Source organism: Saccharospirillum sp., assembly GCF_040881935.1.
Classification (GTDB): domain Bacteria; phylum Pseudomonadota; class Gammaproteobacteria; order Pseudomonadales; family Natronospirillaceae; genus Saccharospirillum.
Genome location: NZ_JBBECH010000023.1, coordinates 1 through 16213, shown reverse-complemented (window position 1 = coordinate 16213; position 16213 = coordinate 1). Strand labels below are relative to the sequence as shown.

Below are 16213 nucleotides of genomic sequence, written 5' to 3'. Positions count from 1 at the left end.
GCGCCTTCGCAACCGGGTATCAGGCCGTTTACTTCAGCGCAACCATGCTGGAAGAACAGCCCCAACCCCGCATGCGTTGCCCAAATCATCACTCGAATCATCAAGAACAGAGAGTCGTACTATGAGTCGCCAAGCGACGGTTGAACGCAACACCACCGAAACCCAGATCAAAGTCAGTATCAATCTGGACGGCACCGGGACAGCCCAGTTCGACACCGGCATGCCCTTTCTGGACCACATGATGGACCAGATCGCCCGGCATGGCCTGATCGATCTCGACATCGTCTGCCGCGGCGACAACCACATCGACGACCACCACAGCGTTGAAGACATCGGCATTACTCTGGGCCAGGCGTTCGCGAAGGCTGTCGGCGACAAGAAAGGCATCACCCGCTACGGCCACAGCTATGTGCCGCTGGATGAAGCCCTGTCACGGGTCGTGATTGATTTCTCCGGTCGCCCTGGCCTCGAATACAACCTGCCGTTTACTCGCGGCAGCGTCGGCGGTTTCGATGTCGATCTGTTTTATGAATTCTTTCAGGGCTTCGTCAATCACGCCTGGGTCACGCTGCACATCGACAATCTCAAAGGGCACAATTCGCACCACCAGATCGAAACGGTGTTCAAAGCCTTCGGCCGCGCCCTGCGCATGGCGCTGACCCCAGACGAACGCATGGCCGGCATCACCCCTTCCACCAAGGGCGTGCTCTGATATTGATTTAAAGGGTATGCAGACCGCGCCCACTGTGGGTGCCTGATGCAGAACTCCGCCAAAACAGGATAACTCCGTGAGTCGCACACTGCTGACCATCATTGATTACGGCATGGGCAACCTGCATTCCGTCGCCAAGGCGCTAGAGCACGTTGCCCCGAACACCCAAATCGAAGTAACGTCCGATAAACACCGCATCGCCGAAGCCGACCACATTCTACTGCCGGGTGTCGGCGCGATTCGCGATTGCATGGCCGAAATTCGCCGCCAGGGCGTCGATACCGTGGTCGCCGAGGCGGTAAACAGCGGCAAGCCCTTCCTCGGTATTTGTGTCGGTATGCAAGCGCTGATGGCACACAGCCACGAGAACAACGGCGTCGATTGCCTGGGCCATTTCGACGGTGAAGTACGTCGCTTCAGCACCACCGCGACCGATGAACGCGGCCTGGCACTGAAGGTCCCACACATGGGCTGGAACACGGTCGATCTGCAAATCGATCACCCGCTGCTACAGGGCATTAACAGCGGCGACCGCTTCTATTTCGTGCACAGCTACTACGTGGAAGCACACCCGGAATACACGGCGGCAAGTTGTACCTACGACGCCACCTTCGCCGCCATGATTTACCGCGACAACCTATTTGCCACCCAGTTCCATCCGGAAAAAAGCTTTCCGGCCGGACTGACCCTGCTGAAAAACTTTGTCGATTGGGACGGTCGCCGCTAAGCGATCATTCCGGTCCTATCCCGGTACTATCTCCGGGTAATACAGGAGACACCCTCAATGCTGATCATCCCCGCCATCGACCTGAAAGACGGCCAGTGCGTACGCTTGCTGCAAGGCAGCATGGAAGATGCCACGGTATTCGGGTCCGACCCGGTAGAAATGGCCACCCGCTGGGTCGAAGCCGGTTGCTGCCGCCTGCACCTGGTCGACCTGAACGGTGCCTTCGAGGGCACCCCGATTCACGCCGAAGCGGTCACCGCCATCTCCAAAAAATACCCGGATCTGCCGATCCAGATCGGCGGCGGCATTCGCTCGCTGGACACCATCGAGGCCTACATTAAAGCTGGCGTCAGCTGGTGCATCATCGGCACCGCAGCGGTCAAGAACCCGGGCTTCGTGCGCGAAGCCTGCCAGGCCTTCCCGGGCCACATCATTGTCGGCATCGATGCCAAAGACGGCCGCGTAGCCACCGAAGGCTGGGCCGACGTCAGCGACGTACTGGCCACCGACCTCGCGCGCGGTTTCGCCAACGACGGCGTCAGCGCCATCGTCTACACCGACATCAGCCGCGATGGCATGATGCAGGGCGTCAACGTCGACGCCACCGTCGAGGTCGCCAAAGCCGGCGGCATTCCGGTCATCGCCAGCGGCGGCGTCACCAACATGACCGACGTAGAACGCCTCTGCGATGTCGCCAGCCAGGGCATTCTGGGCGCCATCACCGGCCGCGCCATCTACGACGGCGCTATCGACTTGAAAGAGGCTCAGGCTTACTGCGACGGGCGGGGTTGATACTGTGGCTGGGTCCTGAGTTAGAAATTCGCAGGCGAAGCAAACGTTGAGTCAATTTAGAACTTGTGCCAGGCGGACAACCGGGTATGCCCATTGGAGGTACGCCGTGAACCCATCCATGGGGGCTCGAAGACCGCATCCCTGCGGTCTAACGACCTCCAATGGGCATACCCGGCCGTCCTTCACAATTTTTCAGGTTATTTGAAGGCGAATTTCTAACTCAGGACTCAGGTGAGCTAACCGCCATCGTTATTGTTCAGTAGTACCATTGTTAGAATTGACGCCAAACTAAGTGTCAGGTGCCGGGTAGGCTTCTCCGGGGAAGTCTGAGGCATGGATGCCGAAGCCTAGGCCCCATGGACGGGTTCACGCCGACCCCGGAGAAGCCTACCCGGTGCCTGACACGCCCCCCTGGCACTAACGCAAGCCCGGGCACCCAACAGAGCAACCGAGAGACACAATTATGGCACTGGCAAAACGTATTATTCCCTGCCTCGACGTCGACAAGGGTCGCGTGGTGAAGGGCGTTAATTTCGTCAATATTCGGGATGCCGGTGACCCGGTGGAAGTGGCGCGGCGTTACAACGAACAGGGTGCCGATGAGATTACCATGCTCGACATTACGGCTACTCATGAAGGCCGCGATACCATGGTCGAGACCGTCAGTGCCATTGCCGGACAGGTGTTTATTCCGCTGACCGTTGGCGGTGGTATTCGCACGCTGGATGATATTCGTACCATGCTGAATGCCGGTGCCGACAAAGTGTCTATTAACAGCGCGGCGGTGTTTAACCCGGAGTTTGTGAAACAGGCCTCCGACCGGTTTGGTGCCCAGTGTATTGTGGTTGCCATCGATGCCAAACGGGTGGATAACCACTGGGAAATTTTTACCCACGGTGGCCGCAAGCCGACCGGCATTGATGCCGTTGAATGGGCGCAGAAAATGGAGGAACTGGGGGCCGGCGAGATTTTGCTGACCAGCATGGACCGGGATGGGGTTAAATCCGGGTTTGATCTGGGGCTGACCAAAGCCGTGGCGGATGCCATTCGCATTCCTGTTATCGCCAGTGGTGGTGTCGGCAACCTCGATCACCTGGCCGACGGCGTTCTTGAGGGCCACGCCGATGCCGTATTGGCCGCCAGCATCTTTCACTTTGGTGAGTACAGCATCGCCGAGGCGAAAGACGTGATGGCGGGTCGCGGTATTGAAATGCGGTGCTGAATCTCCTTCCTGATCTAGGGTTCGCGCCTCAACAGACGCGAACCCAGCCATTTTTTGCTTACCCAACCCCTGTCAATAAGCAAAATACTGCCTACTTTCTTTTGTTAACTGCCCCAAGCGCCCAAACCATAAGGGTTAGAAGGCGTCTCGTTCCTGGCACACGGGTTGCACTACCCTCACTGACTCTGTGGCAGCCGGGCTACAAAAAACTCGAACCAATCCGTGCTTGCTGCAACATCACGACTACAATCAGGTCATTAACAGGCCCTGCGCCTGGATTCCTGTGGAACTCGACTGGTCTTGTTGCTAAAGACTCACCGGCTGAGCCACGGGATCTTGAACGACGATAATAGATGTACAAAACCAACAACAACCGAGGTATCAATCTCATGCGCAAGCTTTCACTGGCACTGTGTGCAACTGCGGCCCTGGGCTTCTCTGCCGCCCAGGCTGAATCCCTGTCCATTGCTACCGGCGGCACCGGTGGCACCTACTACCCGCTGGGTGGTGGTCTGGCTGAACTGATCAGCAACAACATTGATGGCTACGACGCTGTCGCTGAAGTAACCGGCGCCTCCGTAGAAAACATGGGCCTGGTGCATCGCCAGGATTCCGATCTGGCCATCGCCCTGGCCGACACGGTTTTCCAAGCCTACAACGGTGGTGACCGGTTCAATGGTAACAAACTGGATGTGGTTGCTCTGGCCTCTCTCTACCCCAATGCGGTGCAAATCGTGACGCTGGCCAGCTCCGACATTAACTCCCTGGCCGACTTGCGCGGCAAGCGGGTCTCCGTCGGCGCGCCGGGCAGTGGTACTGAAGTGAACGCCAATGCCATTCTCGAAGGCAACGGCATCAGCTACGACGATTTCGAAGCATTGCGCCTGAACTTTAACGAAACCGCAGACGCGATTCGTGACGGCGATATCGATGCAGGCTTCTGGAGTGTTGGCCCGCCGACCAGCTCTATTCTGAGCCTGGCAACTACTCGCGACATTAAACTGTTGTCACTGTCCGAAGAAGAAGTTGCCAACGCTCTGGAACTTGAGCCAGTTTTCGCACCATACAGCTTGCGTGCCGGTTTGTATGAAGGCATGGACGAAGCGGTCGCTTCGGTTGGTATTCCTAACGTCCTGACGGTCAACACCGCCATGTCTGAAGAGCTGGCCTATCAGATCACTAAACTGTTGTTCGAGGAAGTTCAGTACCTGCGCGACATTCACCCGGCGGCTAATGACACTACCGTCGAATTCTCGCTAACCTCCACACCGATTCCGATGCATCCGGGTGCCCTTCGGTACTACGAAGAAATCGGTGCGGATATCCCGGCTCGCCTGCGTCAGTAATTCACAATGACGCGGCTAACCAGCCTGGAAACCGTGGGTCGCAAGACCCGCGGTTTTTTTAAAGTTGTCAGAATTGCCAGACTGGGGTTATTCGCCGGAGTAATGTCCGCCGCTTCACCCGTCTTTGCCTGGCAACTGGAAGTGGTCGATACCAATAATCACATTCTGGCCCGGGCTGAACTGGCCGACGAAGAAGGCCGATGGTGCCTGCTCTGGAATCACTCTGTTCAGGGGTTCCAGGTGGAAGACTGCTTTCGGGTAGATGGCCAAACACTGATTCTCGACAGCACGCACACCCCCGATTTTGCCGCTGGCCTGGGGCATATTCCCGGACGCGGGGCGTTGGAATCAGATGACCAGCACGGTTATCGCATTACCAATTTTAACCAGCCGTTGCCGGGCAATCAGCTCGTGCTGCGGGTCGGGTCAATGCGGGTCAATCACCGCATTGCAATTGAACACAATTTGATCAGCCTCAGTGAGCTGGCATTCGACCAACGTGTCATTATTCGCCTCGCCGCTGACGAACCCACTGGAAGTATGACTCCATGAAACAATATACCCCGATACCCTTTACGGTCGAGAGCGACTGGCAGGCCGACCTGATGCCCGGACCTGCCGTTTGGCGCTGGCTGGTCATCGTTCTGGGCATCAGCCTGTCGCTGTTTCATCTCTATGGCGCCGGCATTGAACCGCTGGGCCTGTTCTATCAGCGTGGCATCCACCTGATGCTGATTCTGATGCTTACCTTTGTGTTGTTTGGCCCAAAACCAGGTAAGCCCAGGGGGCCCATCGCCATGGGCGTCGACTTTGTTTTCTTTGCGGCATCAACGGCCTCCGGTTTTTATCTGGTCTGGTTTCTGGATGACATCATCAACCGGGCCGGGTTTTGGTCAAACACCGACATTGTTTTTGCCTGCATCTGTATCGTTACCGTGCTGGAAGCGAGCCGACGGGCCGTCGGTACCGGCCTGACCATCATCGGCACTCTCGCGATCGCCTATGCACTGGCCGGTGCCCGTGGTGACCTGCCCTGGCTCGGAGAGTTCCTGCCCGGCATTCTTAACCACCGAGGCTATTCGCTCGACCGGGTCGCCGCTCAGCTGTATCTCGGTCAGGAAGGCATCTTCGGCTTGCCACTCGGGGTGGCGGCCACCTTTGTGTTTATCTTCGTGCTGTTTGGCGCTTTGCTTGAAGTCACCGGCGCCGGCAAATTTTTCATCGATCTCGCCTATTCAGCCACCGGCACCCAGCGTGGTGGCCCGGCCAAGGCGGCGGTGCTCGCCTCTGCCAGCATGGGGTCCATTTCCGGCAGTGCCATTGCCAACGTGGTAACCACCGGTGCCTTTACGATTCCACTGATGAAAAAGCTCGGCTACAAGCCAGCCCAGGCCGGGGGTATCGAAGCCGCCGCCAGTACCGGCGGGCAGATCATGCCGCCATTGATGGGAGCCGGTGCTTTCCTGATGGCTGAGTATACCCGCCTGCCCTATCTGGAAATTGTTAAAGTTAGCGTGTTTCCCGCGTTGCTGTATTTTTCAACGGTCTATCTGTTTGTACACATCATTGCGGTCAAACAGGGCCTGCAACCCCAAACCAAAAGTGAGCTGCCCAAGATCAAGGACGTCCTGGCACGCGGCTGGTTTTTTCTGGTACCGCTGTTGCTGCTGGTCTGGCTGCTGGTACTCGGGATATCACCGATGCGGGTTGGTTTCTACGCCATTATCAGCATCATGGCCGTCGCCGGTTTGAACGGGCTCTGGCTCGCGCTGAGGCGCGGGCACCAAAACGGACAACCTGTGTCTGAGGTCCGCGGCACCCTGCGCAACGGCGGTGTTAAATTGCTCCAGGGCCTTGAACTGGGCGCCCGCAACGCCGTCTCAGTCAGTATTGCCTGTGCGGTCGCTGGCATTGTGGTCGGTGTGGTAGGGCTAACCGGGCTCGGTCTTAAGTTCTCTTCAATGATGATCGCGTTTTCCGGAGGCAATATATTGCTGGCCTTGTTGCTGGTTCTGGTTGCCAGCCTGATTCTGGGCCTCGGGTTACCCGTGACCGCCAGTTACATCGTGTTGATCGTTCTGGTCGGCCCGGCGCTGACCAATGAATTCGGCATCCCGTTGCTGATCGCCCACCTGGTCGTCTTCTGGTATTCACAGGACTCCAACGTCACGCCCCCCGTAGCCCTGGCGGCATTCGCCGGGGCGGCCATTGCGGGTAGCAAGACCATGGAAACCAGCGTCCAGGCCTGGAAGTTCGCCAAGGGGCTATACCTTATTCCGCTGTTCATGGTGTTTAACCCCTCCATCATCCTGGGCGGGCCGGTGCCTTTGGTGTTATGGAACGGCTTCATCGCCATTCTCGCTCTGGCGGCCTTCGCTGCGGCTCTGGAAGGGTATCTATTTGGTCCCATGCGGAACTGGATGCGCATTCTCTTATCGCTGGGTGTTATCGCCATTTTCTACCCGGCGTTCGAGCTTGAAGTCATTGGCGTTGTATCGATGCTGGTATTACTGACCATCAACTTTATCCAGCGACCCAAAGTTGCAGCAGTGAACCCGGCCGGGTAAACTGCGCACCGTCTTGGGGGAGTAATCGGCCGGTTCCCACCGGCGCGGCTATCAACATAATTGAACCGAAGGTTCATGGTGGTCGCATCCTGCCGCAGCGTTAACCGCTACCGGCCGGACTGATGAGACCTGAGGCAAACGACACAGAACCGGGGTGGGGATGTGGCGTTTGCCTTTGGTTTTGCTCCCCGCCCCCGGAATACTTTAATGGAAGCCTTTCTCAGCTCGACCCTGGCCGTTGCCCTTGCGGAAATCGGTGATAAAACCCAATTGCTGTCCCTGTTTCTGGTCACCCGATTTCGCAATCGCTGGGCTATTGTAGCGGGTATTCTTGTCGCCACCCTGCTCAACCATGGCCTATCGGCCTGGCTGGGCACCCTGCTTGGTCAGTGGACACCCGGAAGCTGGGCACGCTGGATCATTGGGGGCAGTTTCATTGCCGTAGGGCTGTGGATGCTGATTCCGGACAAGGACGACAGTGGCCCCAGCCGATTTGAATCCATGGGAGCCTTCGCGGCGACGCTGATTCTGTTTTTTATTGCCGAAATCGGCGATAAAACCCAGATCGCCACGGTCTTGCTGGCCGCCCAGTACCAGTCAACGCTCTGGGTAACCCTGGGCACAACGCTGGGCATGCTGATCGCCAATGTGCCCGTGATTCTGGCCGGTAACTGGCTGATGCAACGCCTGCCGGTTCGCAGCGCTCATATCATTGCCTGCCTGTTGTTTATAGGCTTTGGCGTCTGGACGATTGCAGGTGCTTAGCCAGTCTCATTTACGAAATAAATTTACCTCGTTCAAGCCCACTATCAGGGCCTTCGAGAGCGAGTGACTACTTCACATCAGAATATTGAAAACATCCACATATTGACATGATGCCACCAAAACAACACCATATATGGGCATTTGGTGATTGATCGGGGTGCCGCAGGTACCCCGCTTAATCCGGTCTTAGCAGGGAATTCAGGCTTCACAGCACCCATTTCGACACGCGGCTTATCACGGTATTATGGGCACTCGTAAAAGAGTGCGTCAAGGAGCCTGTTAACAGCGTGCGTCAGGGCGCGGTAGCCATGGTCGTATTTCCCGTCTGACGCCCTGCCAATGCACCCAAATATTACGCGTCGGGCAAAGCGAACTGCACTGGAAAAACCAACTCTGGCACTGTCCGTTGGTTTTTCCAGCCTTTCCTCCGATGCAGTCTCAACAGCGGAGGAAGCGCAGGTGAATACAGCAACCATTTCAGTCAAAAAACGCGGTGGACGTAGCGAACCCCTCGATCTCGACAAAATCCACAAAGTACTGAATTGGGCCGCTGAAGGGCTGGACTCGGTGTCTGTTTCCCAGGTTGAGCTTAAAGCCCAGCTGCAACTGCACGATGGCATTACCACCTCCGATATTCATGAAACCCTGATCAAAGCCGCCGCTGACCTGATCAGCGAGGAATACCCGGATTACCAATACCTGGCCGCGCGCCTGGCGATTTTTCACCTGCGCAAACGCGCCTATGGCCAGTTCGAGCCGCCTACTTTGCGCCAACACGTCGAAAAAATGGTCGAAGATGGCCGTTACGATGCGCACCTGTTTACCGACTACAGCGAAGCTGACTACGAGGCCATGGAAAGCTTTCTGCAGCACGATCGCGACCTGAACTTCTCTTACGCGGCGGTCAAGCAGCTGGAAGGCAAGTATCTGGTACAAAACCGGGTCACCGGTGAGATCTACGAATCACCTCAGTTTCTCTACATTCTGATCGCGGCCAGCTTGTTTGCCAGCTACCCGAATGCTACCCGCCTCGACACCATTCAGAAGTTCTATGAAGCGGTGTCGATGTTCAAGCTGTCACTGCCTACGCCGGTTATGTCTGGCGTGCGCACCCCGACCCGCCAGTTCAGCTCCTGCGTGCTGATCGAGAGCGACGACAGCCTCGACTCCATTAACGCCACCTCGGCGGCCGTGGTCCGTTACGTCAGCCAGCGCGCCGGTATCGGCATCAACGCCGGCCGCATTCGCGCCATCGGCTCACCGATTCGCAGCGGTGCAGCCTTTCACACCGGATGTATTCCGTTCTACAAACATTTCCAGACCGCCGTTAAGTGCTGCTCCCAGGGCGGTGTGCGTGGCGGTGCAGCAACCTTGTTCTACCCGCTCTGGCATCTGGAAGTCGAAAGCCTGCTGGTGCTGAAAAACAACCGCGGCGTCGAAGAAAACCGGGTGCGTCAGCTCGACTACGGCGTACAGATCAACCGCCTGATGTATACCCGGCTGATCAAGAACCAACCGATCACACTGTTCAGCCCTTCTGATGTACCGGGTTTGTACGATGCATTTTTTGAAGACCAGGAAAAATTCGAGCAGCTCTATGCCGAATACGAAAAACGCGACGACATTCGTAAGCAACAGATTCCTGCGGTCGAGCTGTTTTCAACCTTGTTGCAGGAGCGCGCTTCTACCGGTCGTATCTACATTCAGAACGTTGACCACTGCAACACCCACGGTGCCTTCGATCCGAAGCAAGCGCCGGTGCGTCAAAGCAACCTGTGCATGGAAATCACCCTGCCGACCAAACCGTTGCATGACATCAACGATGAAACCGGTGAGATTGCGCTGTGCACCCTGGCTGCCTTTAACCTGGGCGCCATCGAATCTCTGGATGAACTGGAACCGTTGGCCGAATTGATTGTGCGTGCGCTCGACAGCCTGCTCGACTACCAGGATTACCCGGTTAAAGCCGCAGAGCTTGGCTCCATGAAACGCCGCACCCTGGGCATTGGCGTGATCAACTACGCTTACTACCTGGCCAAGCACGGCAAACGCTATTCCGATGGTTCCGCACTGGACCTGACGCACGAGACCTTCGAAGCCATTCAGTACTACCTGCTTAAGGCCTCCAGTGTGCTGGCCGAAGAAGTGGGCGCCTGCCCGGGCTTCAGCGAAACCCAGTACGCTCAGGGCAAACTGCCGATCGATCACTACAAGAAAGATCTCGACAAAATCTGCCATACCGAACTAAAACTGAACTGGGATGACCTGCGTGCCCGTATCAAGCAGCACGGTCTGCGCAACTCAACGCTGACGGCACTGATGCCCTCAGAGACCAGTTCACAAATCGCCAACGCCACCAACGGCATTGAACCACCGCGTGGCCTGGTATCGGTTAAAACGTCGAAAGACGGGGTAATGAAGCAGGTGGTGCCCGACATTGCCAACCTGAAAGACCAGTACGAGTTACTGTGGCAGCAGCCTAACAACCTGGGTTATCTGAACCTGGTGGGCGTGATGCAGAAGTTTGTCGACCAGTCGATTTCCGCCAACACCAATTACGACCCGTCCCGTTTCGATGGCAACAAGGTCCCGATGCAACAATTGATCAACGACCTGCTGACGGCTTACAAACTCGGTGTCAAAACCCTGTACTACCACAACACCCGCGACGGTGCCGGCAGTGCCATGGACGATGACGATTGCGCCAGCGGCGCGTGCAAGATCTGAGGAGCATGAATGGCTTACCAAACGTTTAACCAGCGTGAGTTCGATACGTTCAGCCAGCCGATGTTTTTCGGCGAGACAGTTAACGTGGCGCGCTACGATCAGCAGAAGTTCCCGATTTTCGAAAAGCTGATCGAAAAGCAACTGTCGTTTTTCTGGCGGCCGGAAGAAGTGGATCTCACGCGCGATCGCAAAGACTTTATTGCCCTGCCCGCGCACGAGCAACACATCTTCCTGAGCAATCTGAAATATCAGACACTGCTCGACAGCATCCAGGGACGCTCACCCAATGTGGCCCTGCTGCCACTGGTGTCGCTGCCCGAGCTGGAGACCTGGATCGAAACCTGGGCGTTCAGTGAAACCATTCACTCACGCTCCTATACGCACATCATGCGCAATGTGCTGACCGAGCCGGGCAAGGTGTTTGATGACATCGTGCACAACCCGGCCATTGTCAATCGTGCGACCTCGGTCACGCGCTACTACGATGCACTGATTGAAGCGACCCAGCGGTTCCAGGTACAGACCAACGAATGGCAGACCGGTGCTGACGGTAAAAAAGCACTGCGCGAGCTGAAGCGGAAACTGTATCTGACGCTGGCCTCCGTCAACGTGCTTGAAGCCATTCGTTTTTACGTTAGCTTTGCCTGCAGCTTTGCGTTCGCCGAGCGCTCTAAAATGGAAGGCAACGCCAAGATCATTCGCCTGATCGCCCGCGATGAAGCGCTGCATTTAACGGGTACCCAGCACATGCTGAACCTGATGGCGCGTGGTCACGACGACCCTGACATGGCTGAAATCGCCAAAGAAGAACGCGACAATGTGCGCCAGATTTTCATCGATGCCGCCCAACAGGAAAAAGAATGGGCCGCCTATCTGTTCAAAGACGGTTCGATGATTGGCCTGAATACCGACATTCTTTCGCAATACGTTCAACACATCACCGACCAGCGCCTGGCTGGCATTGATCTGGAGCCGGCCTTTGGATCACCCAAAAACCCGCTGCCGTGGATGGACGCCTGGCTGCAAAGCGACCAGGTTCAGGTTGCTCCCCAGGAAACCGAGATCAGCACCTATCTGGTCGGTGCCCTGCAAAGCGATGTCGACACCGGCGCTCTGGAAGACTTCGAGTTGTGACCAGAGAGGTCAACCCGAACGCATCTCAAACGCACCGCATTACCTTGTTTCCCTCGCCTGACCCGGTGACTGTGTTACAGCAACTGGAGAAGCGGGGGTTTCGGGTACCCTATCAGTGCCGGGAAGGGTATTGCGGCGCCTGCCGCATGGTATTGATTAAGGGCTCGGTTGATTACATTCAGGAGCCCCTGGCCTGGTGTGGTGACAGCGAAATTCTGGCTTGCAGTTGTGTGGTAGCTGTGGATGCCACGGTAACTTTTAAGGCCTGAGGCTAGTGCACTAGTGAGTGGACTCGTGGTACAGATCCAGTGCCTGAAATGGCTGATTCAGGCGGTCAACATCAATGGTGTCGAGGTCGTATTCAGAACCTGCATCTTCCGCCAGCCGGGAAGCGGCCAGCGGCATCTCGACAGTAAACTGCACACCGCGTTCATCCAGAGGGGTGAACACCAGTCCGGCGTTTTTACGAGTCAGATTAATATCCAGCACCCAACTCGGGTTGTCGGGGCGTTGCGGATCAGCCCAGGTTAGGTTGCGGATATCGCTGCCCAGCACCCGTTGTTGCGGCTGGTGGGAATCGGCCGAAGAAACCTCAACAGATCGCAGGCGCTGTTCAAATGACCAGCTCAGGGATTTCTCGGTCGTCGACTGATCGTGGCGCTGGCAAACGGGCAGATCGTCCTCAACGTCAATGGTGAAGGAATCGGTATGAACATCGCCGTTTTCAAACTCTAGCCGCAGCGTCATCTGACGGGAGCGGTTGACGATGTTTTCAATCATAATAGAGCCGTCATACCCTTTCACGATTTCGCCAACGAAAAACAGTCCCAAGCCTTTGCCGTGGTTTTCCTTCACCCGCCGTGTCGAATACCCCAGTTGAAAGATTTTGGGTTTGTCTTCTTCACTGATGCCTGGCCCGCTATTAAACACCTGCAAGCGGACCTTACCCGCCGGTTCAGTCAGCCGCACGCCAATGCGGCGGTATTTGTGCCGATAAGGTCGCTTGCCACTGAAGAACTGGGCGTTCTTGAGCAAATTTTCCAACAACAATACCCAGTGATTTTCGTTACCCAGAACCACTCCGCAGGGCTCGATCAGCACCCAGAACGAGGGGTCATCCTGCCACTGACAGGGCAATCCTTCCGCCACAGCCTGGTGCACGGAGTCGGGTGTATTCAGCAAGGGCGTCAGCGCCCTCACCAGACCGGCGACCGGTGAAAAGGTTGGCTGTAACTCGTGAGAGTCGGCCGATTCCGGATTCAGGGACTGCTGGTAATAAGGCTCTTCCAGATCACACAACTGATTGGCAAGGTGCAGGGCAATGTTGTCGGTGGTCGCCAGATCCAGCAGATCCCAAACATAGCGCAGCTGCTGCAGGGCCTCTCTGGTTCGCACCTGGTCGGCTTCATTCAATCCGGGCTGGGCCAGGGCTTGCTCCAACGCCGACTGCACTTTATCGAACCCGATGACACCGTTATGACGGACTTCGGCCGCAATGCTTTTAAAGTGCAGAAACTTCTCATCGTACTCGATGTACTCCAGCAACTTGTCGCTGATAAAGAGTTTCAATTTATCGGCATGGCCCGCATAGGTATGGACTTTATGTTGCAGCTGTTTGCGGCTCTGCCAAAGCTGATTGAACTCTTCCTGTAATTGCCTGGCTTGTTGTTTTTGCTGACGCTGCGCCAGACCAAAACGATGGGCATCGTTGATCAGGAATATCGCAAAAATCGCGCACAAGGCCATTTTAAGACGCGGATCCAGCACCCATTCAGGCACCTGATAATAGGTCATCAGGTCGGGTTCGGTAAGCAGATAAAAATACGCCACCAGACTCAGCCCGAAAAAACTGCTGAGCAAGCTGAAACGTTGTGGCCAGTTTGGTTTAAAAGGGCGATCGGTGTCAGCGCGCAGGGTCATGGTCTGGCCTCCAGCAGTAGGCTTCCTGATCGCCAAAGGTGACGATTCCAACGCCTTCCCGGCAACGATCGGTAAAGCCGCCGTCGCCCGTTTCGACCTGATCGAAGGCGCGCCTCAGAGTACGAATGTGTTGCCGGTAGTTGGCGTAGGAAAACCGCTCCGGGTCGGCATCGAGCTTATCGGCGATTTGCCAGGTCGACAATGGGCTGGGTGCCGCCTCGACCAGAAACCGCAGTATTTTGCGCGGCGTCGGCGCCAGTGGGCGGCGCGAATTGCTCGGGTTCATCAGTTTATGCCCCTGCCAGAACACTTCCCAGGTGCGGGTATCGATGCTCAGCGACCCGCTGCGCAGGGTGTCGCTGTCAGTTTTGGCCATATCGCCGGGTTGGTGGCGTTGCTGGCGCAACACGGCCTGTATGCGCCAGCACAGCACCGCTTCGACATTGCGCTGGTGCTTGGCAATAAAATCCAGGGTGCCGTTCTGCTCAAACGCCGCCTGCTCAATATCGGTACCGCTGTGCTCCGACAAATACACCACAGGCAAATCCGGCCAGCGCCGCTGCAGAGCCCGCGACACCGTCAGGCCAGCGTGGCTGTTGCCGCCCATATGGGCGTCAAGCAACGCGACATCGGGTGCATCGTCATCGGGACACTGTTTAATGTACTGGCAAGCGGCTTCAGCGAATTTGAAGACTGTGACGTCGGTCGGCGAACCATTAAAGTCGGTTGCTTCCAACGTCGGTTTAAACCGCTCGACCCAGTGGGACTGGTCTTCTACCCACACAATCCGGGTCATGGCGTTACTGCCTTTTTAGCGTTTTAGTTGAGACATCTTTACAGTCTAGCACTCCAACCGACCCTGAAATGTGACTGAGGTTGTATTACGCGCTTGCGTGCCACCCCGTCCTTCGCTAGTTTGCAAGTTATACCCCCTATTCAGGAGTCCGGCATGGACCAATTCATGCAGGCCGCGCTCGACGAGGCAAAAGCAGGCGTCGCCGAGGGCGGCATCCCAATCGGTTCGGTACTGGTACACCAGGGCCAGATTATTGGCCGGGGCCACAACCGTCGGGTTCAACAGGGCAGCGTGGTGCTCCACGGCGAGATGGATGCACTGGAAAATGCCGGCCGCCAGCCCGCCTCGGTGTATCGCGAATCGGTGCTCTACACCACGCTATCGCCCTGCCCCATGTGCAGCGGCGCCATTCTGTTGTATGGCATTCCCAAAGTGGTGATCGGTGAAAACCAGACGTTTCAGGGTGACGAAGCGCTCTTGACCAACCGCGGCGTCGAGCTGGACGTACGCCAGGAGCCGGGCTGCATCCACCTGATGGAGACCTTCATCCGCGAGCGGCCTGATCTGTGGAATGAGGATATTGGTGAATGAAACTCGGGTCATTCTGCCAGGGCCGCATCCAGGTATCGGGTTAGGGTTTGGATGCTCTCCGTTACATCGTCCAGTCCGCCCTGGCGAATATTCTTGTAGACCGCCTGCTCACTGATCTGCAGTGATTTAGCCAGCGTCGCTACGGTATCGCCCTGCAGCAGGCGGTGCAAGATCACCAGACGATTGGCCTGCCAGCTTTGCCAGTGGCGGTCGAGTAAATTCAGGGTGCTGTGCATCAAGTCCAATGGCTGGCCCGGCAGGTGGCCAGCCAAAGCCAGTTGATGGTCACCCTGTTTGAGCTGTTCGATGCTTTCCCGGGCGGCATGAAAGGCCGGGCCGTCCATACCAATGGCCTGGTCCGGGTTGATGGGCGTGGCCAGGCTTCCAACCGACACGGCAAAGCGCAGCCGGACGGGGTAAACCGCCGCCCGAATGGCCAGCATATCGGTAAAGACCCGGCCGGCCGTGCCCAGCACAGCCTGAAACTCATCGCCCAGAGTGATGGTATAGGGTGAGAGCAGGTCGTCAGTTTGCCGGTTCAGGCGGTCCAGTTCCATTTTTAGGTCGCGTTGAACGGCGGTCCGGTCGGCAATTTCTCTGGAGGCGACAATGTCTGCTATTACAATCAGTCGGTTCATACCTGCAGTTTAGATGGCTCGGCCAATAAATCAACCATATTGGTTTATTATCTATCTTTAAACCATTTTGGATTAATTCAGCCAATTAAACCGAAAGCCTTTACCAGGAGCCTGTCGGACTTAAGGGGATCGAAGCGAGGAGTGGACCGTCGTCCCGCTTTCACAGCCAATTCACCCTAAGTCCGACAAGCTCCTAGGATCCATGGACGGATTTACGCCGCCCCCTCAGAGGCAACACCGGCATCCGCTGCGGGCCATGGCCATTAAACTCACAGA

General features: G+C 56.6%; 15 protein-coding genes. 12 read left to right on the top strand and 3 right to left on the bottom strand.

Going from position 1 to position 16213, the window contains the following annotated elements:
* The first annotated feature begins 121 nt into the window (after window positions 1-121).
* The 11 genes from hisB (at window position 122) to yfaE (ending at window position 12261) form a co-directional block, all read left to right on the top strand.
* A complete protein-coding gene (hisB, locus tag WEB54_RS03110) occupies window positions 122-712 on the top strand; it encodes an imidazoleglycerol-phosphate dehydratase HisB (RefSeq protein WP_127556518.1) in 591 nt (196 codons plus the stop codon).
* Window positions 713-788: 76 nt separating this feature from the next.
* Window positions 789-1439, top strand: a complete 651-nt coding sequence (hisH, locus tag WEB54_RS03105; RefSeq protein ID WP_368053189.1) for an imidazole glycerol phosphate synthase subunit HisH — start codon at window positions 789-791, stop codon at window positions 1437-1439.
* 57 nt (window positions 1440-1496) lie between these two features.
* Window positions 1497-2231, top strand: coding sequence for a 1-(5-phosphoribosyl)-5-[(5-phosphoribosylamino)methylideneamino]imidazole-4-carboxamide isomerase (gene hisA, locus WEB54_RS03100; RefSeq protein ID WP_368053188.1), 735 nt, complete (start codon window positions 1497-1499; stop codon window positions 2229-2231).
* A gap of 463 nt (window positions 2232-2694) precedes the next feature.
* Window positions 2695-3453, top strand: coding sequence for an imidazole glycerol phosphate synthase subunit HisF (gene hisF, locus WEB54_RS03095; protein WP_368053187.1), 759 nt, complete (start codon window positions 2695-2697; stop codon window positions 3451-3453).
* A gap of 389 nt (window positions 3454-3842) precedes the next feature.
* Window positions 3843-4799 (top strand): TAXI family TRAP transporter solute-binding subunit, encoded by a 957-nt coding sequence (locus WEB54_RS03090; RefSeq protein WP_368053186.1) that lies wholly within the window; start codon window positions 3843-3845, stop codon window positions 4797-4799.
* 6 nt (window positions 4800-4805) lie between these two features.
* Window positions 4806-5351: a DUF1850 domain-containing protein gene (locus tag WEB54_RS03085; RefSeq protein WP_368053185.1), complete on the top strand. Its 546-nt coding sequence runs from the start codon at window positions 4806-4808 to the stop codon at window positions 5349-5351.
* A gap of 53 nt (window positions 5352-5404) precedes the next feature.
* A complete protein-coding gene (locus WEB54_RS03080; protein ID WP_368053202.1) occupies window positions 5405-7366 on the top strand; it encodes a TRAP transporter permease in 1962 nt (653 codons plus the stop codon).
* Window positions 7367-7573: 207 nt separating this feature from the next.
* Window positions 7574-8131, top strand: coding sequence for a TMEM165/GDT1 family protein (locus WEB54_RS03075; RefSeq protein WP_368053184.1), 558 nt, complete (start codon window positions 7574-7576; stop codon window positions 8129-8131).
* Between the two features lie 459 nt (window positions 8132-8590).
* Window positions 8591-10858, top strand: a complete 2268-nt coding sequence (gene nrdA, locus WEB54_RS03070) for a class 1a ribonucleoside-diphosphate reductase subunit alpha (protein WP_368053183.1) — start codon at window positions 8591-8593, stop codon at window positions 10856-10858.
* A gap of 9 nt (window positions 10859-10867) precedes the next feature.
* The gene (gene nrdB, locus WEB54_RS03065; protein ID WP_368053182.1) at window positions 10868-11992 is read left to right on the top strand and encodes a class Ia ribonucleoside-diphosphate reductase subunit beta; all 1125 of its coding nucleotides are present in this window, start codon (window positions 10868-10870) and stop codon (window positions 11990-11992) included.
* Window positions 11989-12261 carry a class I ribonucleotide reductase maintenance protein YfaE gene (gene yfaE / locus WEB54_RS03060; RefSeq protein WP_368053181.1) on the top strand — a complete coding sequence of 91 codons (273 nt, stop codon included), beginning with the start codon at window positions 11989-11991 and terminating at the stop codon, window positions 12259-12261. Before nrdB ends, yfaE begins: the two co-directional genes overlap by 4 nt.
* A 10-nt stretch (window positions 12262-12271) precedes the next feature.
* On the opposite strand, the gene WEB54_RS03055 is transcribed toward yfaE, so the two are convergent.
* Both WEB54_RS03055 and WEB54_RS03050 read right to left on the bottom strand, forming a co-directional pair.
* Window positions 12272-13912 carry a sensor histidine kinase gene (locus WEB54_RS03055; RefSeq protein WP_368053180.1) on the bottom strand — a complete coding sequence of 547 codons (1641 nt, stop codon included), beginning with the start codon at window positions 13910-13912 and terminating at the stop codon, window positions 12272-12274.
* Complete coding sequence (locus WEB54_RS03050) at window positions 13896-14708, bottom strand: response regulator transcription factor (protein ID WP_368053179.1); 813 nt, start codon at window positions 14706-14708, stop codon at window positions 13896-13898. The genes WEB54_RS03055 and WEB54_RS03050 overlap by 17 nt, the downstream gene beginning before the upstream one ends.
* 153 nt (window positions 14709-14861) lie before the next feature.
* On the opposite strand from WEB54_RS03050, the gene WEB54_RS03045 reads away from it, so the two are divergent.
* Entirely contained in the window at window positions 14862-15299 is a 438-nt protein-coding gene (locus WEB54_RS03045) for a nucleoside deaminase (protein ID WP_368053178.1), read from the top strand.
* Between the two features lie 8 nt (window positions 15300-15307).
* Here WEB54_RS03045 and WEB54_RS03040 read toward each other — a convergent pair whose 3' ends face one another.
* Entirely contained in the window at window positions 15308-15937 is a 630-nt protein-coding gene (locus tag WEB54_RS03040) for a SatD family protein (protein WP_368053177.1), read from the bottom strand.
* Window positions 15938-16213 lie beyond the last annotated feature (276 nt).